We start from the raw sequence: 22,245 nt of genomic DNA, 5'->3' as shown, positions 1-22,245 counted from the left end.
GCCAGCTCCCGCCACACCCTCCGCAGACCCACGTGCCGCCCGCGACCCCGGTATCCTGGACCCCACACCCATCAGGCACGCTCACACAGTGCCGCCCATATCGCTCGAGGAGTACCCCATGGCTGCCACCATTCCCGACAAGCCCGCGCTGGAAGGCCTCGAGCAGAAGTGGGACGCCGCGTGGAACGAGCGCGGCACGTACGTTTTCGACCGTCTGCGCGCCGCAGAGGCCGGCCGTCAGGGCGTGTACTCGGTCGACACCCCGCCGCCGACGGCATCCGGAAGCCTTCACATCGGCCACGTGTTCTCGTTCACGCACACCGACGTGAAGGTGCGCTTCGAGCGCATGCGCGGCAAGACGGTGTTCTACCCGATGGGCTGGGACGACAACGGCCTGCCGACCGAGCGCCGCGTGCAGAACTACTACGGCGTGCGCTGCGACCCCTCGCTCCCCTACGATGCCGACTTCACCCCGCCGTTCGCGGGCGGCGACAACAAGAGCAGCAAGGCCGCCGACCAGGTGCCCATCAGCCGCCGCAACTTCATCGAGCTGTGCGAGCAGCTCACCATCGAAGACGAGAAGCAGTTCGAGGAGCTGTTCCGCGAGCTGGGCCTCAGCGTCGACTGGACCCAGACCTACCGCACGATCTCGGACGACTCGATCCGCACGAGCCAGCTGGCGTTCCTGCGCAACATCGAGCGCGGCGAGGCCTACCAGGCGCTCGCCCCCACGCTGTGGGACGTGGACTTCCGCTCCGCGATCGCCCAGGCCGAGCTCGAGGACCGCGACCAGCCCGCCGCCTACCACCGCGTCGGCTTCGCCAAGACCGACGGCTCGGGCGACGTGTTCATCGAGACCACCCGTCCCGAGCTGCTGCCGGCGTGCGTGGCACTCGTGGCGAACCCGGATGACGAGCGCTACCAGCCGCTGTTCGGCACCACGGTGCGCACCCCGCTGTTCGACGTCGAGGTGCCCGTGCTCGCGCACCCCCTCGCGCAGAAGGACAAGGGATCGGGCATCGCCATGATCTGCACCTTCGGCGACGTGACCGACATCATCTGGTGGCGCGAGCTCGACCTGCCGAACCGCACGATCATCGGCAAGGACGGTCGCATCGTCGCCGAGGCCCCCGATGTGATCGTGACGGATGCCGCGAAGGCGGCGTACGCGGAACTCGCGGGCAAGACGGTGTTCAGCGCCAAGAAGCGCATCGTCGAGCTCCTGCAGGAGTCCGGCGCCATGGAGGGCGCCCCCAAGCCCTTCACCCACCCCGTGAAGTTCTTCGAGAAGGGCGACCGCCCGCTGGAGATCGTGTCGACGCGCCAGTGGTACATCCGCAACGGCGCTCGGGATGCCGAGCTGCGCGAGCGTTTGGTGGCCCTCGGCCGCGAGATGTCGTGGCATCCGGACTTCATGCGCGTGCGCTTCGAGAACTGGACCAACGGCCTCACCGGCGACTGGCTCGTGTCGCGCCAGCGGTTCTTCGGCGTGCCGATCCCCGTCTGGTACGGCCTCGACGAGAACGGCGAGCGGGACTACTCGCGCGTACTCACGCCCGACCTCGCCTCGCTCCCCGTCGACCCGACGACCGACGTGCCCCCGGGCTACACGGTGGATCAGCGGGGCGTCGCCGGCGGCTTCGACGCCGAGCGCGACATCCTCGACACGTGGGCGACGTCCTCGCTCACCCCGCAGCTCGCCGGTGGCTGGCAGCGCGACGAGGAGCTGTGGAACCTCGTCTCGCCGTTCGACCTGCGCCCGCAGGGTCAGGACATCATCCGCACCTGGCTCTTCTCCACGATGCTGCGCAGCGCGCTCGAGGACGACCGGAGCCCCTGGTCGGATGCCGCGATCTCGGGCTTCATCGTCGACCCCGACCGCAAGAAGATGTCGAAGTCGAAGGGCAATGTCGTGACGCCCGCCGACATCCTCACGCAGCACGGCTCCGACGCCGTGCGCTACTGGTCGGCGTCGAGCCGCCTCGGCACCGACGCGGCGTTCGACCCGCAGAACCCCACGCAGGTGAAGATCGGTCGGCGCCTCGCGATCAAGCTGTTGAACGCGGCCAAGTTCGTGCTGTCGTTCCCCGTCCCTGAGGGGGCCCAGGTCACGCACGCGCTCGACGCGTCGATGCTGGCGACCCTGGATGCCGTCGTGCGCGACGCCACCGCCGCGTTCGAGGCGTACGACCACGCACGCGCGCTGGAGATCACGGAGTCGTTCTTCTGGACGTTCTGCGACGACTACCTCGAGCTCGTCAAGGAGCGCGCCTACGACCAGACCGACGTGGGTCAGGCCTCGGCGGCCCTCGCGTTGCGAACGGCCCTGTCGACGCTCGTGCGCCTGTTCGCCCCCGTGCTCTCGTTCGCGTCCGAAGAGGTGTGGTCGTGGTTCGAAGAGGGATCGGTGCACACCGCCTCCTGGCCCGAGCCGCTCGGCATCGAGGGTGACCCCGCGGTGCTGACCGCGGTGAGCGCCGCGCTCATCGGCATCCGTCGCGCCAAGACCGAGGCCAAGGCCTCGCAGAAGACGCCGGTCACCTCGCTGATCGTGTCGGGTCCGAACGTCGCGGCCCTGCGTCTCGCCGAGGGCGACCTGCGCGCGGTCGGGCGCATCGAGACGATCTCGTTCGCCGAGGCCAACACCACCACCGTCAACGACATCGTGTTCGCACCCCAGGAGGCCTGATGCAGCTCGGAACCCGCTGGACCGCCCGTGAGCAGCCGCCGAAGGCCGTTCCCGAGGCGTTGCACGCCCAGATCGCCGCGGTCGAGGCCACGCTCAACCCCGATGGTCTGAGCGCCCCCGCGCCGCGGTGGACGCTGACCTTCCTCGAAGGACGCCCCGTGGCCGAGCTCGACACGGGGGTCATCGTCTCGCAGGAGGCCTCGGGCGAGGTCGTCGTGCGGTACGACGACGACGCCGAGTTCGCCTGAGCCGTCGTCGCCGGCGAGAGCCCGCCGCCGCCTCCGGGCGGACGGCGGGCTCTCTCGTTCGACAGCGAGAGGTCCCGGTCCCTTCCTCTGGCTCAGGACCCTCCGCCCCGGCTGGCTGAGCGCGTCGATGCCGTCGCCGCGGAGGAGCCGCGGCCGTGACCGCGGACGGCACGCCGCCTAGGCTGGACCGATGACGGATGCCCCCAATCCCCTCCTCGCGCCGCCCTCGCTCCCCTACGATCTGCCGCCGTACGGCAGCATCCGCGTCGAGCACTACCTGCCCGCGTTCCAGGCCGGCTTCGCCGCACAGCGCGACGAGATCGACACGATCACCGCGCAGTCCGATGCGCCGACCTTCGAGAACACGCTCGTCGCGCTCGAGCGCAGCGGCGAACTGCTCGGTCGTGTGAGCCGCACGTTCTACACCGTCACCGGTGCTGACGGCACCGCGGAGATCCAGGCCGTCGAAGAGGAGCTCGCTCCGCTCATGTCGGCACACCGCGACGCCATCCAGCTCGATTCCGCGCTGTTCGCCCGCATCGCCGCCGTGCACGCGCAGCTCGACGACCTCGATCTCGACGCCGAGAGCCGCTACCTCGTCGAGCGGTACCACCGCGAGATGTCGCTCGCGGGCGCCGGCCTCGACGACGCCGAGAAGCAGCGCTTGACCGAGCTCAATCAGAGACTCTCGGTGCTCACCAACACCTTCGAGAAGAACCTCCTCGCCGACACGAACGACCTCGCCGTGGCGTTCGACACCGCCGCCGAACTCGACGGACTCAGCGACGGCGAGCTGTCCGCCGCCGCTCAGGCAGCGACCAGCCGCGGACTCGACGGCCGCTACGTCGTCACCCTCACCCTGTACACGGGGCACCCGCTTCTCGCCTCTCTGACGGATCGTGAGAGCCGCCGCCGCCTGCTCGAGGCGTCGCGCTCCCGCGCCGCGCGCGGCAACGACAACGACAACCGCGGGGTCCTCCGCGAGATCGTGCGTCTGCGCGCCGAGCGCGCCGCCGTTCTCGGCTACCCCTCGCACGCGGCGGCCGTCCTGGCGGATCAGACGGCGGGATCTCCGGATGCCGCGCGCGACCTGCTGCGACGGCTCGCCGCCCCCGCAGCGGCCAACGCCCGCTGCGAGCAGGACGCCCTGCAGGAGATCGCGGATGCCGACGGCATCCGGATCGAAGCCCACGACTGGGCGTTCTACACCGAGAAGGTGCGCGCCGAACGGTACGACCTCGATCGCGCGGCCCTCCGGCCGTGGTTCGAGGCCGAGCGCGTGCTGCGCGACGGCGTGTTCTTCGCCGCCGAGCAGCTCTACGGCATCCGCATGACCGAACGCCACGACCTGCAGGGGTACCACCCCGACGTGCGCGTGTTCGAGGTGCACAACGCCGACGGCAGCGAGCTCGGGCTGTTCCTGCTCGACCTGTACACGCGCGACACCAAGCGCGGGGGCGCGTGGATGAACTCGATCGTGACACAGTCCCGGCTCCGCGGCACGGCCCCGGTGGTGGTCAACAACCTCAACGTCAACAAGCCCGCTCCCGGAACCCCGACGCTGCTGACGCTCGACGAGGTCACCACCCTCTTCCACGAGTTCGGCCACGCCCTGCACGGGCTCTTCGCGACGGTGACCTATCCGCACTTCGGCGGCACGGCCGTCTACCGCGACTTCGTCGAGTTCCCCAGCCAGGTGAACGAGATGTGGATCCTCTGGCCCGAGATCCTCACGAATTACGCCCGCCACATCGACACCGACGAGCCGCTCCCCGCCGATGTCGTCGAGCGACTGCACGCCTCCGAGGCGTTCAACCAGGGCTTCGCAACCAGCGAGTACCTCGCGGCCTCCTGGATCGACCAGGCGTGGCACGGCCTCTCGGTCGACCAGGCCTCGGCGGGCATTGACGTGGCGGAGTTCGAGGCGCGAGCCCTCGCCGACATCGGCCTCGACAACCCCGCCGTTCCCACCCGCTACGCCTCGACGTACTTCGCGCACGTGTTCTCGGGCGGGTACAGCGCCGGGTACTACTCCTACATCTGGAGCGAGGTGCTCGACGCCGACACCGTGGAGTGGTTCCGCGAGAACGGCGGACTCACGCGCGCGAACGGCGACCGCTTCCGCCGGAGGCTGCTGGGGGTCGGTGGGTCCGGCGATCCCCTCGCCGCCTACCGCGATTTCCGGGGTCGGGATGCCGAGATCCAGCCGCTTCTCGAGCGGCGCGGTCTCGCCGACTGAGGTCGGTGCGCGCGGCCGCTCCCGGCGTCCGGGGACGCCGCGTCAGAGCGCGTACTTGAACCCGATGTGCGAGTCGACGAAGCCGAGACGCGTGTAGAACCGGTGGGCATCCACGCGCGCCGCGTCGGAAGTCAGTTGCACGAGGCTCGCGCCGGTCGCCGGTGCGGCCACGTGCATCACCCACTGCATCACGGCCGTGCCGATGCCCGCCGAGCGTTCCGTCGAGGCCACGCGCACGGCTTCCACCAGCAGGCGGGTGGCGCCGCGTCGGGCCATGCCGGGGATGACGGTGAGCTGCAGGGTGCCGACGAGACGGCCCTCCGCATCGTCGACGACGAGGAGGTCGTTCAGCGGAGCCTCGAGCACGCTTCGCAGCGCCGCCGCATAGGCCGTGCCGTCGGAATCGTCACCGCGATCGCCGCGCGCCGCACTGATCGGATCATCCGCGAGAAGGACCATCAGCCCGGACAGGTCGGCCGGAACGGCCCGGCGCAGCTGCACCTCCCCGGCTCGACTCGACAGGGCGACGGGGACAGCAAGAGCGGACAGCATCCCTCCATCCTGCCCGCCTCGGAACCTCTTTGGCCTCGGGGTGCAGGACGGTGCTCGGCGTCCGTCGGGTGGGCGCGCCGGCCGCGCGCTCCTCGGCCCGGCCGCCGGAGGGCGTCCGCGCACCGGTGCACCGCGGACGCGGGAGCGGAGGACCTCAGCGCCAGCCGAGCACGTCGCGGACGAACTGCTGCGAGGCGGGCGCTCCGTCGTTCGCGATGCCGCGTAGGGCCTCTCGCGTCACCAGGAGTCCCGCGGGCGCGTACTGCGCCTCGACGCGGTCGAGGGTAGCGGTGAGGAGGTGCGCCGCGTCGTTCGTCGTGGTCCAGCCGACCAGGGTCGGGTGCGAGAACGCCACGAGCTCCGCCCCTTCGTCGTGAGCGCGGGCGCTCGCGACGACGACCGTGGGGGTGGCGCGTCGGCGGAGCCCGGGTAGGAAGGCGAGCGGGGTGTGCTGCAGCGCGGCATCCAAGATCCCCGACGACCATGTCGGGGAGGGATCCCCGATGCGCACGTCCTGCGCGATCCACTCCGACCCCCGCGCCGACAGGGCCCGCGACATGCGGTCGTCGCCGACGTCGAACCGCTCGGCACGCAGGGCGTCGACGAGAGTCGACAGCGCAGCCCCCGGATCGTCTCGCACGACCAGCCGCGCCCCGCGCGTCACTCCCCCGACGGCGAGAGGGCTCACCCGCAGCCGCTCACCGCGCCCGTGGAACACGAGCGGAGTGGTCAGGCGCTGCGGCGCTTCTGCGCCAGCACGATCGTCGGCTGGGCTCCGTCTTCGACGGCCGCGCGGGTGATGACGACCTTCGCGATGTCGTCGGCCGAGGGCACGTCGAACATGATGGGGCCGAGCACGTCCTCGAGGATCGCGCGCAGACCGCGCGCACCCGTCTTGCGGGCCACCGCCAGATCGGCGATCGCGCGCAGCGCGTCGTCGTCGAACTCGAGCTGCACGCCGTCGAGCTCGAACATGCGCTGGTACTGCTTGACGAGGGCGTTGCGGGGCGCGGTGAGGATCTCCATCAGCGCGTCCTGATCCAGCGGCGAGACGGATGCCACGACGGGCAGACGACCGATGAACTCGGGGATCAGACCGAACTTGTGCAGGTCTTCGGGCAGCGCCTCGCTGAAGAGATCGGGCGCGTCCTCCTTACGCTGCAGCGGAGCGCCGAAGCCGACGCCGTGCTTGCCGACGCGAGCGGAGATGATCTCCTCGAGCCCCGCGAAGGCACCGGCCACGATGAACAGCACGTTCGTCGTGTCGATCTGGATGAACTCCTGATGCGGGTGCTTGCGGCCCCCCTGCGGCGGAACCGAGGCGACGGTTCCCTCGAGGATCTTCAGGAGCGCCTGCTGCACGCCCTCACCCGACACGTCGCGCGTGATCGAGGGGTTCTCGGCCTTGCGGGCGATCTTGTCGACCTCGTCGATGTAGATGATGCCCTGCTCGGCGCGCTTGACGTCGAAGTCGGCGGCCTGGAGGAGCTTGAGGAGGATGTTCTCGACGTCTTCACCGACGTAGCCGGCCTCGGTGAGGGCCGTGGCATCCGCCACCGCGAACGGCACGTTGAGGCGCTTCGCGAGCGTCTGGGCGAGATAGGTCTTGCCGCAGCCCGTGGGGCCCAGCAGCAGGATGTTGCTCTTGGCGATGTCGATCTCTTCGGCGCGCGCCTCGGCGGGCTGCAGCGTGCCGTGCGCGCGGACGCGCTTGTAGTGGTTGTAGACGGCGACGGCCAGGGCGCGCTTGGCGGGCTCCTGACCGACGACGTACTCCTCGAGGAAGGAGAAGATCTCGCGCGGCTTGGGCAGGTCGAATTCGGCGACCTCGCCGGCCGAGGACTCGGCCATGCGCTCTTCGATGATCTCGTTGCAGAGCTCCACGCACTCGTCGCAGATGTACACGCCGGGACCGGCGATCAGCTGTTGCACCTGCTTCTGGCTCTTGCCGCAGAAGGAGCACTTGAACAGGTCGGCGCTCTCACCGATGCGTGCCATGCCGGTTCCTCCCGTCACCCGGCCCCCGCCGGTGTGTACCCGAGCCTAACCCGAGCCCGCGACATCCGAGGGCATTTGCGCGCCCGGCGGTGTCGTGATCGCCGACGGCGGACCCTCCCTCCCCCGCGCGATTCGCCGGGATCTGTCGCTCCCGCATCGCCGGGGGCGACGAAATCCGGCGACTCACGCGGGGCTCACCGCGCACGACGAAGCCCCGCAGACCGAAACGGGTCTGCGGGGCTTCGTTGTGTCGCGAGCGTGTCAGGCGGTGAGGGCCGCGGGCTGACGCTTGCGGGTCGTGAGCACCTGGTCGACGATGCCGTACTCCATCGCCTCGGCGGCGGAGAGGATCTTGTCGCGGTCGATGTCCTTGTTGACCTTCGAGACGTCCTGACCGGTGTGGCGGGCCATCGTCTCTTCGAGCCAGGTGCGCATGCGGAGGATCTCCTGCGCCTGGATCTCGATGTCGGACGCCTGCCCGTGACCGGCCTCGCCCATGGCGGGCTGGTGGATCAGGATGCGGGCGTTCGGCAGGGCCAGACGCTTGCCGGGCGCGCCGGCGGCCAGGAGCACGGATGCCGCGGACGCGGCCTGACCGAGAACCACGGTCTGGATCTGCGGCGAGACGTACTGCATCGTGTCGTAGATCGCCGTCATGGCCGTGAACGAGCCGCCGGGCGAGTTGATGTACATGATGATGTCGCGGTCGGGGTCCTGCGACTCGAGCACGAGCAGCTGGGCCATGACGTCGTCGGCCGAGGCGTCGTCGACCTGGACGCCCAGGAAGATGACGCGGTCCTCGAACAGCTTGTTGTAGGGGTCCTGGCGCTTGTAGCCGTAGGCCGTGCGCTCCTCGAACTGAGGAAGGACGTAGCGGCTCGAGGGCATGTGGGCCGCTGCGCCGCCGAAGGTGGGGATGTTCATGTCGGTGTCCTTTTCCTCTCGACTCAGGCCGCGGTTCCGCCGCCGCCGGTGACGTCGGTGGCGTGCTCGCGCATGTGGTCGACGAAGCCGTACTCGAGGGCCTCTTGAGCGGTGAACCAGCGGTCGCGGTCACCGTCGGCGTTGATCTGCTCGACGCTCTTGCCGGTCTGGTTCGCGGTGATCTCGGCGAGGCGGCGCTTCATGTCGAGGATGAGCTGCGCCTGCGTCTGGATGTCGCTCGACGTGCCGCCGAAGCCGCCGTGGGGCTGGTGCAGCAGCACGCGCGCGTTGGGCGTGATGTAGCGCTTGCCCTTGGTGCCGCTGGTCAGCAGCAGCTGGCCCATCGACGCCGCCATGCCGATGCCGACGGTGACGATGTCGTTCGGCACGAACTGCATCGTGTCGTAGATCGCCATGCCGGCCGTGATCGAGCCGCCGGGCGAGTTGATGTAGAGGTAGATGTCCTTCTGCGGGTCCTCTGCCGCGAGCAGCAGGATCTTGGCGCAGATCTCGTTCGCGTTCTCGTCGCGCACCTCCGAACCGAGCCAGATGATGCGGTCCTTCAGCAGCCTGTCGAAGACGCTCGTTGCCATAAGGGGTTCGGGCATGTGTGCTCCTCTTCCGGTGATCTGCAACGAATCTACCGGCGGGTCCGTGGGCGGGATGCCGTGTTCGCCGCGGGCGGATCAGCGCGGATCGTCGGCGATTTCTCGCGCGTATCCGGTCACGGAACGGGTATAGCGCGGCAGGTGCGGCGCGAGGGCCTGGAGAGCGACGGATGCCGCCTGCTCCGGCTCCCCGCTCGACACCAGCGCGAGGGCGTAGAAGGCGGCAGCCGCGTCGTGCAGCTCCCCGCGCGGCTCGCGCTCATACTCCGCCCGGAGCATCCCGAGCGCCTCCTCCGTCTTGCCGAGGTTGCGGATGGTGCTGGCGAGCTGAATCGTCGCGCGGGTGCGGCGCTCGTCGTCGAGGCCGATCTCGAGCGCGCGACGGTACAACACCTCGGCCTCGTCCTCGACGCCCGCCGAGTCGCGTGCTCCTGCCCGCTCGAAGAGCGCCACGGCATCGTCGTCGGGTCGCTCGGCGGCGAGCTCGTCGATCCGCGAGATCACCTCGGTGGGGCTGAGCGCATCATCGGCCCAGACGGCATCCACTCTGCTCTGCCAGTCGTCCATGTGTCGCATCCATCTCTCGTCAGGCATGTTGAGTGTCCAGGACGCGCCGCCGACCGTCGGTACGCGCGGCGTGTTCTGGACACTCAACAGGGGTCGGTGACCCGGATGTCGAGCGTCTGGACACGACGCGCGAGCGGTGCGCTGGAGGGCGTGTCGGGGACGCTCACCGGAATCCGGGAACGAAGAAGGGGGCGGATGCCGTGACATCCACCCCCTCCGTCATGACTTACTCGCCGTCGGCGGCGTCGGCCTTCTTCTTGGCCGGGGCGCGCTTCTTGGCGGGAGCCTTCGCGGGGGCCTCCTCAGCGGCGGCCTCCTCGGCGGGAGCCGCGTCAGCGTCGGCCTTCTTCTTCGCGGGGGCACGCTTCTTGGCCGGAGCCTTCGCGGGGGCCTCCTCAGCGGCGGCCTCCTCGGCCGGCCCCTCGTCCGCGACGTCGTCACCCTCGACGGGCTCTTCGCCCTCGACGGCGACGAAACCGGTCAGGTCGACGGGCTTGCCGTCGGTGTCGACGACGGTGACCTTGCCGAGCGCGATCGCGAGGGCCTTGTTGCGGGCCACCTCGCCGACGAGCGCGGGGAGCTGGTTGCCCTGCTGCAGCGCGTTGACGAAGTCCTGCGGCGCCATGTTGTACTGCGCAGCCGACTGGATGAGGTACTGCGTCAGCTCGTCCTGCGACACCTGGACGTTGGCGTCCTCGGCGATCTTGTCGAGCACCATCTGCGTGCGGAACTGCTTCTCGCTCGCCTCGGTGACCTCGGCGCGGTGCTCGTCGTCTTCGAGGCGGTTCTCGCCCTCGAGGTGGTTGTGCACCTCGTCCTCGATGAGCTGCGGGGGCACGGGGATCTCGACGGCCTCGAGGAGGGCGTCGATGAACTTGTCGCGCGCGGCCGAACCCTGCGTGAACACGGCCTGCTGCGACACGCGCTCGCTGAGCGACTCGCGGAGCTCGGCGATGGTGTCGAACTCGGACGCCATCTGGGCGAAGTCGTCGTCGGCGTCGGGGAGCTCGCGCTCCTTGACGGCCTTGATGGTGACGGCGACCTCGGCCTCTTCGCCGGCGTGCTCGCCACCGACGAGCTTCGAGCGGAAGGTGGTCTGCTCGTCGGCGGTGAGCGACTCGATCGCCTCGTCGATGCCCTCGAGCAGCTCGCCGGAGCCGATCTCGTACGACACGCCCTCGGCGCGGTCGATCTCGTTGCCGTCGATCGTGGCGACGAGGTCGAGCTCGACGAAGTCGCCGCTGGTGGCCGGACGGTCGACGGTGACGAGCGTGCCGAAGCGGGCGCGCAGGCGGTCGAGCTCGGCGTCGATGCCGGCCTCGTCGGCGAATGCCGCGTCGACGGTCACCGTGATGGTGTCGTACGCGGGCAGCTCGAACTCGGGGCGCACGTCGACCTCGACATCGACGACGAGGTCGCCGGAGAAGTCCTTCAGCTCGGGGAGCTCGACGATCTCGGCGCTCGGGCGGCCGATGACGCGGAGGTCCTGCGCCTCGACGGCCTGACGGTAGAACCCGTCGAGACCCTCGTTGACGGCGTGCTCGATGACGGCGCCGCGGCCCATGCGCTGGTCGATGATCGGCGCGGGGACCTTGCCCTTGCGGAAGCCGGGGATCTGCACGTCGCGGGCGATGTGCTCGTAGGCGTGGGCGATGCTCGGCTTGAGCTCGTCGGGCGAGACCGTGATGTGGAGCTTGACCCGGGTGGGGCTGAGCTGCTCGACGGTGCTGTTGACCATGCGGTGTGTTCTCCTCGTGTGGCCCGCGCGCACGCGGGGGCCGTGTGGGCCTGTGGTCTGTGGGGCCGTTGCGTCGGGGCGACAGGATTTGAACCTGCGGCCTCCCGCTCCCAAAGCGGGCGCTCTACCAAGCTGAGCTACGCCCCGGGGCGACGCGCGCGAACGCGTTCGACGAAACGACCTCGGAAAGTCTAGTCGATCGACCTGGGACCGCCGGTTTTCTCGCGGTGCGGGGCGAAATCGGCATCCGAGTCGACCGGGTGCGTTCGCGACCGCCTGCGCCGTGTCGTACAGTAGACGAGTCCGACTCCGCGGCTCGTCATGAGCGGCGGAATTCGGGGCTGTAGCTTAGTGGTAAAGCCTCTGTCTTCCAAACAGATGATGCGAGTTCGATTCTCGTCAGCCCCTCCACTCCCCCGTCGTTGCGACGATCACGGCTCCTTCCGATCAGCGCCCGGTATCGGCATCCATCCGTTCCACCGCGCGCCCGGCCACGACCGCGGCGACGAGAAGCCACACGACCGCCCACGCGCAGCCGGCCATCGCGGTCCACACAGCCGCGTCCTCGCCCACGACGATCGCCGCGGCTCCCGCCGCGATGAGACCGGCCCCGGACACGGCCATCGGCACGACGGCCGCGGTGTGACCGACCCGCCACGCCTCGTCGCTGCGCATCGTGGAGGTCGTGCGGATGCCCATCCAGAGGTTGCGGGTCAGCGTGCCGCGGGAGGACCGGTAGGCCAGCCACGCGATGAGCGCCCCGGCGATCAGCAGAGGGACGGCGGTGCTGAGGGCGATGATCACGGGACCTCTCCCTCGGCACCGGGGGCACGGCGGGCCAGGACGCGGCGGAACGACGCGGGCAGTTCGACGTTGCGACCGGCCCCCGTGAAGAACGGCGCCACCTGCTCGGGGCGGTATCCGGCGATCCCGCAGCCCACCTCGGTGAGGAGGAAGCGCAGTTCCGGGTGGTCGGCAGCGAACGCGACGAATCGGCGCGCCTGCTCCTCGAAGACGGTCGGCCCCGACATCGTGTCGATCGCGTAGGACCGACCCTGCAGCCCCTCGCCCTGTCCCCACACGGCCCCGAAACGATCGAGGGCGAACCGGGCCGCTCCCCCGCCGTGCGCGCCGGCCGCGTTCGACCCGAAGACGAAGACCTCACCGGGCTCGAGAGTGGTGATGGTCATCGCCCCACCCTATGCACGCCTCGCTCGCGACGCCCACCCATCGCGGGTGGCGGACGGCGAGCGAAACAGCGGGCCGCGCTCACTGCGCACCGCGTCCCGAGCACCGACGGTCCCGCGTGATGGATCAGACGTGTTGCGCGTGGGCGTGGCGCGCCGTGTGCCTGAGGTAGGTCTCCGCATTGCGGACGATCCCCTCGCGCTCCGCCGCCGTGAGCTCGCGGCGCACCTTCGCCGGAACACCCGCCACCAGCGACCCCGGCGGCACGATCGTCCCCTCGAGCACCACCGCGCCCCCGGCCACGAGCGATCCCGCGCCGATGTGCGCACCCGAGAGCACCACGCTGCCCATGCCGATGAGCGATCCGTCGTCGATCCTGCATCCGTGCACGACCGCGTTGTGGCCGACCGATACGTCGGCGCCGATGACGACCCCGTGGCCGGAATCGACGTGCACGGAGACGTTGTCCTGCAGGTTGCTGCGGGGCCCGACCACGATCGGGGCGCTGTCGGCGCGAAGGACGGCGTTGTACCAGACGCTCGCCCCCTCGGAGAGGGTCACCGCACCCACGACACGGGCCCCGGATGCCACGAACGCACTGCCGTGCAGGGAGGGCGTCGCGCCGTCGAGGGTCAGGACGGAGGCATCGGGGGCGATCGTCATGGGCCGAGGCTAGCCGTCGCGGGGCACTACTGACGACTACCGAGGGACGAGCGGAACGGTACCCGGCGACCCAGAACCGGTAGTGGCAGCCGGCCGGAGCCCTCGTAGGTTCGGAGCCACCTCAGTCGCAGCCGCTCTTGGAGTCGTCATGTCATCGTCGACAGCACCCGCCCCCGCCCCCACCCCCACCGCCCGACCCGTCCGACGGCACCGGCGCACCACCGCCATCCTCGCAATCGCCGTCGGTGCCGCCCTGCTGTCGGCAGGCGGTGGGACGTATGCCTACTGGTCGACCCAGACCGCGCTCACCGCTGGCCCCGTCAGCGCGGGTGATCTCAACCTCTCGCTCGGCACGGGCACGTGGAGCCTGAAGGGCGTGCTGGGCTCGGCGCAATCGGTGAGCAACCTGACCACCGTCAAGATCGTCCCCGGAGACGTCCTCACCCTGACCCAGCCCTTGGACGTGACGCTGGTGGGCACCACCATCGCCGCGGACCTCAAGGCCGAGGTGGGGTCGACGTTCACATCGGGAGCCCTGGGCAGCAACCTCGACGTGGTCCTCACGGTGAGCAGCTACGGCACGGCGACCGGCACGAACACCTACCGCCTCACCTCGGCCAACAGCGGCGCCGCCACGGCGACCCTCACCATCACCTTCAAGCCCGGGACGACGGGCCGTGCCGGAGCCACCCAGAGCGTCAACCTCAACGACATCGCCTTCACGCTCACGCAGGCGTCCAGCTGACCCGGTGCCTCGATGTCGACGCGTGATGCGTCCCCCCGCGGACGACTGCGCGCAGCGGCGGTGCTCGCGGCGGCCCTGGTGCTCGGTACCGGCACCGCTGCCGCCCAGGCTTCCTGGCGCGCTCAGGCATCGCTGACGGCGGGACCCGTGGCATCCGGGTCGTTCGACCTCGCCACCCAGTGGATCGGGGACTGGTCGACGTGGACGCCGCTGTACCCCGACCGCTCCAGCGACACCCCCCTGCTGCGAGTCACCGAGACCCGCGCCGGCGGAACGACGCTGCGCTGGCGTCTGACGCCCACCGTCACCGCCCCGGCGTACGTCACGACGCGGGTCTACCTCGGCTCGTGCGGAAGCGCGACGGTCATCGCCTCGGGTACGTCCTATGCACCGGCCGGCGGCTTCAGCCCGGGACAGTCGGTCGACCTGTGCGTGCGCGCCACCCTTGCGGCGGATGCCCCCGCCTCCCTCCAGGGCACGGCGCTCACGCCGACCGTCGTCGTCACCGCCGACCAGGTCGTGCAGTGACGACGCGGCGTCGACACGCGCGGGCCACGGTCGCGGTGACCGCGCTGATCCTGGCCCTGGCGGGCGCCAGCCCGGCATCCGCCGCGTGGCAGGTGAGCGCGCCCGTCCCGCTGCCCGCCCTGAATGCGGGCGCACTCGGTGCGCCGACGCTGCTGTCGTGCGCGCCGACGACCGTCAACGGGCTCGCCGCCGCGCGCCTCACCTGGGCGCGGGTGACGGGGGCGAAGGAGTACTCCGTGATCGCCACCAACGTGCGGACGGGTCAGCCCCCCGAGCTCGCGCGCGTGCAGGATTCCACCGTGACCGGAGAGACGTTCTCTGTCACCGTGCAGGGCGGACTGCTCGGCGGCGTGGTGACCCTGCTGACCGGCAATCCCACCGTCGCCGCCGTGTCGATCAACGGCCTCTGGCGGTCGTCGCCCAGCGCTGCGCAGACCGTCGTCCCCGGGAACGGCCTCGGTTTCGTCCTCGGGGGTGCGACGTGTCCGTGAACGTCGGCCTCCGGCGCGATCGCCGTTCCGCCCCGCCCTCCCCCGGACGCATGGCGCGGGCGCGCGGCATCCTGTCGACGGTCCTCCTGATCGCCGTCTCGGCGTTCGCCCTCCTGACCGTCGTCGTGCCCGCCGTCCTCGGCGCGCAGACCTACACGGTGCTCACCGGCAGCATGAATCCCGGGATGCCGCCGGGGAGCCTCATCGCGGTGCGCCCGACGCCGTTCGACGCCGTACGCGTGGGCGATGTCGTGACCTACCAGATCCGGTCGGGCGAGCCGGCCGTGGTGACGCATCGCGTCGTGGGGACGATCTCGAGCACGAGCGGGGACCGACTTCTCATCACCCGTGGTGACGCGAACGACCTCGACGACCCTCCCGTGCAACGCGAACAGCTCCGCGGCACGGTCGTGCTCGCGCTCCCGCTGCTCGGCTACCCTTCGGCCGTCTTCGGCGGCCAGGAGCGCGGGGCAGCGATCGCCGTCGTCGGCGTCGCGGTGATCGCGTGGGGCGCGGTGATTTTCGCTCTCGACCTGCGTCGTCCTCGACGCCGCTCGCGCACCCCGATGGTGGTTGTCGCGGCGATCCTGGCCGCGTCGTGCTCGGTGGCGGTCCCGGCGCCCGCGAGGGCGGACACCGTCGGCTCCTCTCCAGCGCGGCTCCTCGTGAGCGACGACGGCGAGCACTTCGTCGCCGACGGCTCCATCCGCCTCTTCGCACCGGATGGACCGCTCGTCCCCGGGACGAGCAGCGTCGCCACTCTCTGGATCCGCAACGGCAGTGCCGACCCCGCTCGCGCGGGACTGCGGCTCGAGACCACCGACGACGGCGACCCTGCCAGCCGAGCGCTGGCGGACGCCCTGCGGTTGGTCGTGGCGTCGGTCCCGGTGCCGCCCGGCGGCGCGTGGGTGAGCGAGATCATTCCGGCGGGGCGCACGGTGCGCCTCGACATGGCACTGCGTCTCGACGCGGAGGCGCAGAACGACTCCCGCCGGGGACGGGCCACGGTGACCCCGGTGGTGCAGCTGACCCAGGCGACCGCGGGTGCGGTGCTCCCCGGGCGGCCGACCTCCGCAGAGCTCCCCCGGACGGGTGCGCCCGCGGCTCCGGTCGGGCTCGTCATCGTGGCTACCGCCGCCCTGATAGCCGGCGCCGCGGCAGGACGTCGGAGAGGAGCGGAGGGAAGGTAAGGATTGCCTCCTCACCGGGGATTTAGCCGAGCCTCATCTTGCTTGCGGAATGCTCGGGCGTGAGTAGCGTTGCACCCATCAGACTTCGTTCACTGCGACAAGGAGCAGACATGAGCACCGTTCAGACCCCCGCCGCCACCACCGTCGACCCCACGATGGCCGCCGGCACGGCCCAGTTCCTCTCCCCCGTCGTGATCGGCCTCGAGGCCCTCGTCGTCAACGGCAAGCAGGCGCACTGGCACGTGCGCGGCTCGAACTTCATCGGCGTGCACGAGCTGCTCGACACCGTGGTCGCCCACGCGCAGGACTGGGCCGACCTCGCGGCCGAGCGCATCGTGGCCCTGGGCCTGCCGATCGACTCGCGCCTGTCCACCGTCGCCGCCAAGGCGAAGGCGACCGAGGTGCCTGCCGGCTTCGCGCAGTCGGATGTCGTGATCCGTGCGGTGATCGCCGACATCGACGCAGTTCTCGTCGACATCGAGGCCGCCATCGAGGGCCTCGACGAGATCGACATGTCGAGCCAGGACGTCGCGATCGAGATCAAGCGCGGCCTCGACAAGGACCGCTGGTTCCTCTTCGCGCACCTCGCCGCGTAAGACGTCGACGAAGGGGGCGGTGCGTGAGCACCGCCCCCTTCGTCATGCCCGGGCGCCCTCGGTCATCCGGGCGGTCCCGGAGATGCCGGACCGTCGCGCGACGCGGGAGAAGCCGTCAGACGCCGTGGGTCACCCGGCCGGCCACCAGTGTCGTGCGCACGGGCATCGACCGCAGCGCGCGCTCATCGGCGGTCAGCGGATCGACGCCGACGATCACGAGGTCGGCGACCGCCCCCGGCGCGATCTCGGCCGGTGTCGTGGATCCCCCGGCGGTGGATGCCGCGATCGCGGTGCCGATCTCCACCCTCTGATGCGCCTGCCAGGGCTCGCGCCCGTCGCGAGTGCGGAACACCGCGGAGGCCATCGCCGCCCACGGATCCAGCGGCGCCACCGGAGCATCGGATCCGAAGCGGAGGTTGGCGCCGCTGTCGGCCAGGGCCCGCAGGGGGTAGGGCTGCGCCGACTGCCCGGCCCAGATGGCATCCGTCATGTCGCGGTCGTCGAGCGCGTGCTCGGGCTGCACGCTGGCCGCCACGCCGAGGCGGGCGAAACGCGGGATGTCGGCGTGGGCCACGAGCTGCGCGTGCTCGATCGTCCCGACCGCACCCGTCACCGCGTAGGCGTCGAGCGCGTGACTGTTGGCGACGTCGCCGATCGCGTGGATCGCGCACGCGAGACCGGCGGCGGTCGCTCGCGTCATCATCTCGACGAGGTCGTCGGGGGCGACGGTGAGCAGACCGCGGTTGGCGGGATCGCCGGGATAGGGGTGAGCGCACGCGGCGGTTCGCGTGCCAAGCGAGCCGTCGGTGATGGCCTTCAGCGGTCCGACGCGGACGAGGTCGTTCCGCCCGCCGCGCACGCGGTCACCCGTCCGCAGGCCCTCGGCGATCGCCCGGTCGAGGTGCTGAGGGTAGGTGCCGTAGGACACCCGCAGGGCGTCGAAGCCCCGCGCCGCGCGACGCTGCCACGGTTCGTCATTCCACGTCATGTCGAGGTCGACGAGCCCGACGAGGCCCCGGGCCGCCGCGGCTCGCGCCATGCGCTCGACGGCGCCGTCGGCGACATCGGCCTCCACGGCGTTCAGGCGACGGGAGATCTCGAACGCGTCCTCCTCGACCAGCATCCCGGATGCCACGGGAGCGAACCGCTCGCGACGGAAGGCCGCGGAGTTCATCCAGACGCTGTGCACGTCGGCATTGATGAGATAGGTCGGGACGTCGCCGGTCGCGGCATCCAGCAGGTCGAGGCGCGGCGCGTCGGCCCACAACCCGTCGCGGAAGCCGGAACCGATCCGTCGCCCGTCACTGAGGGGCGCGAGCGCCATGATGGCCGCCGCCTCATGCGCGGAGGAGATCTCGCCCAACGGGACGCGATCCGCCGCGAGGGCCCACTGGAGCACGTGCACGTGGTGGTCCCACAGGCCCGGGAGGAGCCACCCGCCCTCGCCCTCGACGACGACACCGGCGGGGCGCAGGTTGCCGGTCGGCGCGATGTCGGCGATGACCCCGTCGGCGAGGACGAGGTCGACCGGTTCGTCGGTGGGCAGCAGCTCGCGCCCGGGGCCGGCCACGCGCACGCCGCGGACGAAGCCGACGCTCTCCCCGATCACGGGCGCACCCGTGCGTCGGCGGCGCGCTGCATCTCCGCCGCGAGCCCCGGGTTGTCAGACCCGAGTCCCGCGATGATCGTGTCGATCACCTCGGGGCTGCGATTCTGGCTGAGCTTGCGCTTCGCCGTCACGCGCGTCGGCGTCAGGCGGAAGCCGACCGTGCCGCGCTCGAGGCGCTCGACGAAGGCGGCGTCGTTCGGGAGCGTGTACAGCCCGCGCGCATCGGCGCCGTCACCCTCGAAGCGGTCGACGAGCCGGTCGAGCACGCGGATGTTCTCCTCCGCCGACAGCAGTTCCGGGATGCCCGACAGGTGCGCCGAGACGAAGTTCCAGGTCGGCACGGCGGGGACGTCGCCGTACCAGCGCGGGGTGATGTAGCCGTGCGGGCCCTGGACGACCACGAGCAGCTCGCGATCACCGAGACCGAGGATGACATCGTCGGGTTTGCCCACGTGCCCCACGATCGTGAGGTCGTCGCGGGTGTCGTCGAGCATGACGGCGTAGTGCGAGGCGACGAGGCCGTCATCGGTCTGGCTCACGAGGGTCACCCACGGATGGAGGTCGATGAGACGGCGGATCTCACCGACGTCGGTCATCGCGAAGCTCGGATTCTGGCGCACCGGATCAGCCTAGAACGGAGCCGGGCTCCGACGCGCTCGACCTCCTCCGCGACTCAGGTCCCTGAGCCCGTCGCAGGGACCGGAACCCCCGAAACGCCTGGAGGCTCGACCGGGCTCGACCTCCTCCGGACGCCGTCACGCCTGGCAGTTGGGGCACCAGTAGAGCTTCCGCCCCGCGGCCTCCTCCATCAGCACCGTCGTGCCGCAGATCCGGCACGGGAGCCCCGCGCGGTGGTACACCCAGTGCCGGTCGTCGCGGTGCGCCATCGCGCGGCGGTACGCCTCGGGATCGAGATCGTCCATCGTCATCATCTGGCCGGTCTCGACGCCGATGGGCAGGAGCCGCGCCCAGTCGCGCCACAGATCGCGCACCACCTCCTCGGGCACCTCGCGACCGGGGGTGTGCGGGTTCTGCCGGGCGCGGAACAGCAGCTCGGCGCGGTAGACGTTGCCGATGCCGCTGACGACGGACTGGTCCATGAGCAGCAGCCCGATGGGGGTGGGCTTCTTCCTCACCGTCGCGGTGAAGCGCTCCTCGCCCTCGGCGAGGTCGTCGACCAGCGGGTCGGGCCCGAGCTTGTCGATCGTCGCCTGCACCTCGTCGGGCGTCTGCAGGGCGCACGCGGTCGGGCCGCGCAGGTCGGCGCACGTGGTCTCGGTGAGAAGACGCAGACGCACCGCTCCCACGGGCGGCGGCGGCCACTCCGTCTCCTCGTCGAGGCCGGTGGTCTGCTCCGACATCCGCACGCGGGAACGTCGCGGGGCGCCGATCGAGCTCAGGGAGTTCTCACCCGCGGCATCCATGATCGCTTCGTCGACGACGGTGCCCCGCTGGTTCGTCTGGCCCATGCGCCCGTTGGACGACGCGATGGTGGCGTCGACCGAGACCTCGCCCGAGAAGTCCCACGCGCCGTACATGCCCAAGTGCACCCGCAGCCAGACGTCGCCGTCGAAGCGGAGGAACATCTGCTTCGCGACCGCCCGCGCCTCGAGCGCCTCGCGTCCGTCGAGCACAGCGGCACCCTCGGCGAATCGGCCCTGCGGGCTGGATGCCGAGACCGTGCGTCCGACGATGTTGCGCTCGAACTGCCGAGCGATCCGATGGACGGAATGCCCTTCGGGCATCAGCCTGCCTCGGGGTCGAACGAATCGCTCGCGTCGGTCATGGTGTTCTCCGATCGGCCGGCGCGCGGGTCGGGAAGAAGCACACCGTCCTGCTCGAACGCGGCGAGCTGACCGATGCGGCGCGCGTGGCGCTCCTCTCCCGAGAACGGCGTCGCGATGAAGCGGTCGATGAACGACGCGGCCTCGTCGAAGGTGTGCTGGCGCGCGCCGATGGAGATGACGTTGGCGTCGTTGTGCTCGCGGGCGAGCTCGGCGGTGGAGATGTTCCACACGAGCGCGGCGCGCACGCCCAGCACCTTGTTCGCCGCGATCTGCTCACCGTTGCCCGAGCCGCCGAAGACCACACCGAGGGCCTCGACGCCCGCAGCCTGGTCGCGCACGACGGCTTGCGCGGCGCGGATGCAGAACGCCGGGTAGTCGTCGAGCGGGTCGTACTCGACCGGCCCGTGGTCGATGACCTCGTGTCCCTGGGCGGCGAGGTGGTGCTGGATCTGGGTGGAGAACTCGAGACCGGCGTGATCGGTGCCGATGTGGATGCGCATGGGGCCAATCCTATTGAGGGCCGCGGGCGAAGCGGGTGGGGATGACGATGCCGCCCGCCCCCTCGCGAGGGACGGGCGGCATCGGGGGCGTCAGGGGCGCAGACCCGCCGCGACGGGCTTGAAGCCGGCGCGGATGTTCTCGCAGCATCCGGGGCGGCAGACGTCGTACCAGGGCCCGAGGTCGGTCAGGTGCGGACGGTCGGCCTTCGGTGTGCCCTTGAGTCGCTCCTCGACCAGATCGACCAGGCCGGACACGTAGGCGGGGTCGATGCCGGGGGTCGGCGTGCGCACGGCGCGGATGCCGGCCTCTTCGGCGGCCTCCATCGCCTCGGTGTCGAGGTCCCACAGCACTTCCATGTGGTCGCTGACGAAGCCGAGCGGCACGATCACCACGGCCTCCGCCTCGCGCGAGGGGAGCTCGGCGATGACGTCGTTGACGTCGGGCTCGAGCCAGGGCTGCGTGGGCGGGCCCGAGCGGGACTGGTAGACGAGCTCCCACTCGACGTCGGCGACGGCGGCGGCGACCTCGGCCATGACGAAGGCGGCGACGGCCTTGTGCTGGGCCTCGTAGGCCCCGCCCTCGCCGAAGTCCACGTCGCGCGGGCCGGAGCGCTGAGCATCGGCGGTGGGGATGGAGTGGGTGGAGAAGAGCACGCGGATCTTCTCCGGGGCGATGCCCTCGGCCACGAATGCCGACACGGCTTCGGAGACGCCCGTGACGAAGGTCGAGACGAAGCCGGGGTGGTCGAAGAACTGGCGCACCTTGTCGATGGTCACGGTCTCGCCGAGGCCGGTGGCCTCTAGGACCCGCGCGTAGTCCTCGCGGTACTGGCGGCAGCTCGAGAACGAGCTGTACGCGCTGGTCGCGATGGCCAGGAGGGTGGTGTCGCCGGCCTCGGCCGCCTCGGTCACGGCCTCTTCGAGGTACGGCGACCAGTTGCGGTTGCCCCAATACACCGGAAGCCCCAGCCCGCGCTTGGCGATCTCCGCCTCGAGGGCGGCCTTGAGCTCGCGGTTGTGCTGGTTGATCGGGCTCACTCCGCCGAAGTGGCGGTAGTGATGGGCGACCTCTTCAAGGCGCTCGTCGGGGATGCCGCGCCCGCGCGTGACGTTGCGCAGGAACGGGATCACGTCGTCCTGGCCCTCCGGTCCGCCGAAGCCGGCGAGGAGGATGCCGTCGTACGCCACGGGCGTCTCGACCCACTTGGGTCCGGATGACGCGGCGGGCGACGCGTAGAGGACGGTCTCAGGGCTGGTGTCCGTGTCGGTCGTGCTCACGCAGTCATCTTCCCATCCACCCGATGGGCCTGGACGCGAGTTATCTCGCGACTAGGCTATTACGGTTGTCGTCGTCGCCGACGGCGTCCGTCGTCACCCACGCCGGC

Annotated in this window: 23 protein-coding genes and 2 tRNA genes; 9 read left to right on the top strand and 16 right to left on the bottom strand. The window is 70.6% G+C overall.

What is annotated here, in order from left to right:
- The first annotated feature begins 118 nt into the window (after positions 1-118).
- The 3 genes from valS (at position 119) to RWH45_RS14500 (ending at position 5,176) form a co-directional block, all read left to right on the top strand.
- Positions 119-2,689 carry a valine--tRNA ligase gene (valS, locus tag RWH45_RS14510; RefSeq protein WP_315995594.1) on the top strand — a complete coding sequence of 857 codons (2,571 nt, stop codon included), beginning with the start codon at positions 119-121 and terminating at the stop codon, positions 2,687-2,689.
- The gene (locus RWH45_RS14505) at positions 2,689-2,937 is read left to right on the top strand and encodes a hypothetical protein (RefSeq protein WP_315995593.1); all 249 of its coding nucleotides are present in this window, start codon (positions 2,689-2,691) and stop codon (positions 2,935-2,937) included. Before valS ends, RWH45_RS14505 begins: the two co-directional genes overlap by 1 nt.
- 190 nt (positions 2,938-3,127) lie before the next feature.
- Positions 3,128-5,176 carry a M3 family metallopeptidase gene (locus tag RWH45_RS14500; RefSeq protein WP_315995592.1) on the top strand — a complete coding sequence of 683 codons (2,049 nt, stop codon included), beginning with the start codon at positions 3,128-3,130 and terminating at the stop codon, positions 5,174-5,176.
- Positions 5,177-5,218: 42 nt separating this feature from the next.
- Here RWH45_RS14500 and RWH45_RS14495 read toward each other — a convergent pair whose 3' ends face one another.
- The 8 genes from RWH45_RS14495 to RWH45_RS14460 form a co-directional block, all read right to left on the bottom strand.
- Positions 5,219-5,728 (bottom strand): GNAT family N-acetyltransferase, encoded by a 510-nt coding sequence (locus RWH45_RS14495; protein WP_315995591.1) that lies wholly within the window; start codon positions 5,726-5,728, stop codon positions 5,219-5,221.
- Between the two features lie 154 nt (positions 5,729-5,882).
- Entirely contained in the window at positions 5,883-6,416 is a 534-nt protein-coding gene (locus tag RWH45_RS14490; protein WP_315995590.1) for a hypothetical protein, read from the bottom strand.
- Between the two features lie 41 nt (positions 6,417-6,457).
- A complete protein-coding gene (clpX, locus tag RWH45_RS14485; protein ID WP_315995589.1) occupies positions 6,458-7,726 on the bottom strand; it encodes an ATP-dependent Clp protease ATP-binding subunit ClpX in 1,269 nt (422 codons plus the stop codon).
- Positions 7,727-7,987: 261 nt separating this feature from the next.
- Positions 7,988-8,650: an ATP-dependent Clp protease proteolytic subunit gene (locus RWH45_RS14480; RefSeq protein WP_315995588.1), complete on the bottom strand. Its 663-nt coding sequence runs from the start codon at positions 8,648-8,650 to the stop codon at positions 7,988-7,990.
- Between the two features lie 23 nt (positions 8,651-8,673).
- Positions 8,674-9,258: an ATP-dependent Clp protease proteolytic subunit gene (locus tag RWH45_RS14475; protein ID WP_058231493.1), complete on the bottom strand. Its 585-nt coding sequence runs from the start codon at positions 9,256-9,258 to the stop codon at positions 8,674-8,676.
- Positions 9,259-9,336: 78 nt separating this feature from the next.
- Entirely contained in the window at positions 9,337-9,852 is a 516-nt protein-coding gene (locus tag RWH45_RS14470) for a tetratricopeptide repeat protein (protein WP_315995587.1), read from the bottom strand.
- Positions 9,853-10,051: 199 nt separating this feature from the next.
- Entirely contained in the window at positions 10,052-11,563 is a 1,512-nt protein-coding gene (tig, locus tag RWH45_RS14465; protein WP_315995586.1) for a trigger factor, read from the bottom strand.
- A 73-nt stretch (positions 11,564-11,636) separates the two neighbouring features.
- A tRNA-Pro gene (locus RWH45_RS14460) sits at positions 11,637-11,710 on the bottom strand.
- Between the two features lie 190 nt (positions 11,711-11,900).
- Here RWH45_RS14460 and RWH45_RS14455 point away from each other — a divergent pair.
- Positions 11,901-11,974 (top strand) — tRNA-Gly (locus RWH45_RS14455).
- Positions 11,975-12,010: 36 nt separating this feature from the next.
- On the opposite strand, the gene RWH45_RS14450 is transcribed toward RWH45_RS14455, so the two are convergent.
- The 3 genes from RWH45_RS14450 to RWH45_RS14440 all read right to left on the bottom strand — a co-directional run bounded on the left by RWH45_RS14450 (position 12,011) and on the right by RWH45_RS14440 (position 13,414).
- A complete protein-coding gene (locus RWH45_RS14450; RefSeq protein ID WP_315995585.1) occupies positions 12,011-12,367 on the bottom strand; it encodes an SdpI family protein in 357 nt (118 codons plus the stop codon).
- Positions 12,364-12,753, bottom strand: a complete 390-nt coding sequence (locus tag RWH45_RS14445) for an A1S_2505 family phage non-structural protein (protein ID WP_315995584.1) — start codon at positions 12,751-12,753, stop codon at positions 12,364-12,366. Before RWH45_RS14445 ends, RWH45_RS14450 begins: the two co-directional genes overlap by 4 nt.
- A gap of 124 nt (positions 12,754-12,877) precedes the next feature.
- Positions 12,878-13,414: a gamma carbonic anhydrase family protein gene (locus tag RWH45_RS14440; protein WP_315995583.1), complete on the bottom strand. Its 537-nt coding sequence runs from the start codon at positions 13,412-13,414 to the stop codon at positions 12,878-12,880.
- 148 nt (positions 13,415-13,562) lie between these two features.
- Between RWH45_RS14440 and RWH45_RS14435 the strand changes: the two genes are divergently transcribed.
- The 5 genes from RWH45_RS14435 to RWH45_RS14415 all read left to right on the top strand — a co-directional run bounded on the left by RWH45_RS14435 (position 13,563) and on the right by RWH45_RS14415 (position 16,964).
- Positions 13,563-14,159, top strand: a complete 597-nt coding sequence (locus RWH45_RS14435) for an alternate-type signal peptide domain-containing protein (RefSeq protein WP_315995582.1) — start codon at positions 13,563-13,565, stop codon at positions 14,157-14,159.
- A 12-nt stretch (positions 14,160-14,171) separates the two neighbouring features.
- Complete coding sequence (locus RWH45_RS14430; RefSeq protein WP_315995581.1) at positions 14,172-14,687, top strand: hypothetical protein; 516 nt, start codon at positions 14,172-14,174, stop codon at positions 14,685-14,687.
- The gene (locus RWH45_RS14425; protein WP_315995580.1) at positions 14,684-15,178 is read left to right on the top strand and encodes a hypothetical protein; all 495 of its coding nucleotides are present in this window, start codon (positions 14,684-14,686) and stop codon (positions 15,176-15,178) included. Before RWH45_RS14430 ends, RWH45_RS14425 begins: the two co-directional genes overlap by 4 nt.
- Positions 15,169-16,368 carry a signal peptidase I gene (locus RWH45_RS14420; RefSeq protein ID WP_315995579.1) on the top strand — a complete coding sequence of 400 codons (1,200 nt, stop codon included), beginning with the start codon at positions 15,169-15,171 and terminating at the stop codon, positions 16,366-16,368. The genes RWH45_RS14425 and RWH45_RS14420 overlap by 10 nt, the downstream gene beginning before the upstream one ends.
- 110 nt (positions 16,369-16,478) lie before the next feature.
- Entirely contained in the window at positions 16,479-16,964 is a 486-nt protein-coding gene (locus tag RWH45_RS14415) for a Dps family protein (protein ID WP_076675873.1), read from the top strand.
- 115 nt (positions 16,965-17,079) lie between these two features.
- Here RWH45_RS14415 and RWH45_RS14410 read toward each other — a convergent pair whose 3' ends face one another.
- From RWH45_RS14410 to RWH45_RS14390, 5 genes are all read right to left on the bottom strand, one after another.
- The gene (locus RWH45_RS14410) at positions 17,080-18,573 is read right to left on the bottom strand and encodes an amidohydrolase (RefSeq protein ID WP_315995578.1); all 1,494 of its coding nucleotides are present in this window, start codon (positions 18,571-18,573) and stop codon (positions 17,080-17,082) included.
- Positions 18,570-19,193: an FMN-binding negative transcriptional regulator gene (locus RWH45_RS14405; protein ID WP_315995577.1), complete on the bottom strand. Its 624-nt coding sequence runs from the start codon at positions 19,191-19,193 to the stop codon at positions 18,570-18,572. The genes RWH45_RS14410 and RWH45_RS14405 overlap by 4 nt, the downstream gene beginning before the upstream one ends.
- Before the next feature lie 135 nt (positions 19,194-19,328).
- Positions 19,329-20,318, bottom strand: coding sequence for an Fpg/Nei family DNA glycosylase (locus RWH45_RS14400; protein ID WP_315995576.1), 990 nt, complete (start codon positions 20,316-20,318; stop codon positions 19,329-19,331).
- Positions 20,318-20,860 (bottom strand): ribose-5-phosphate isomerase, encoded by a 543-nt coding sequence (locus RWH45_RS14395; RefSeq protein WP_315995575.1) that lies wholly within the window; start codon positions 20,858-20,860, stop codon positions 20,318-20,320. Before RWH45_RS14395 ends, RWH45_RS14400 begins: the two co-directional genes overlap by 1 nt.
- Positions 20,861-20,950: 90 nt before the next feature.
- Positions 20,951-22,138, bottom strand: a complete 1,188-nt coding sequence (locus RWH45_RS14390) for a ferrochelatase (protein ID WP_315995574.1) — start codon at positions 22,136-22,138, stop codon at positions 20,951-20,953.
- Positions 22,139-22,245 lie beyond the last annotated feature (107 nt).

The sequence above is a fragment of the Microbacterium galbum genome, assembly GCF_032464915.1.
Lineage (GTDB): Bacteria > Actinomycetota > Actinomycetes > Actinomycetales > Microbacteriaceae > Microbacterium > Microbacterium galbum.
Note: the sequence above shows the minus strand (reverse complement) of the source record. Positions and strands in the feature narration are given on the sequence as shown.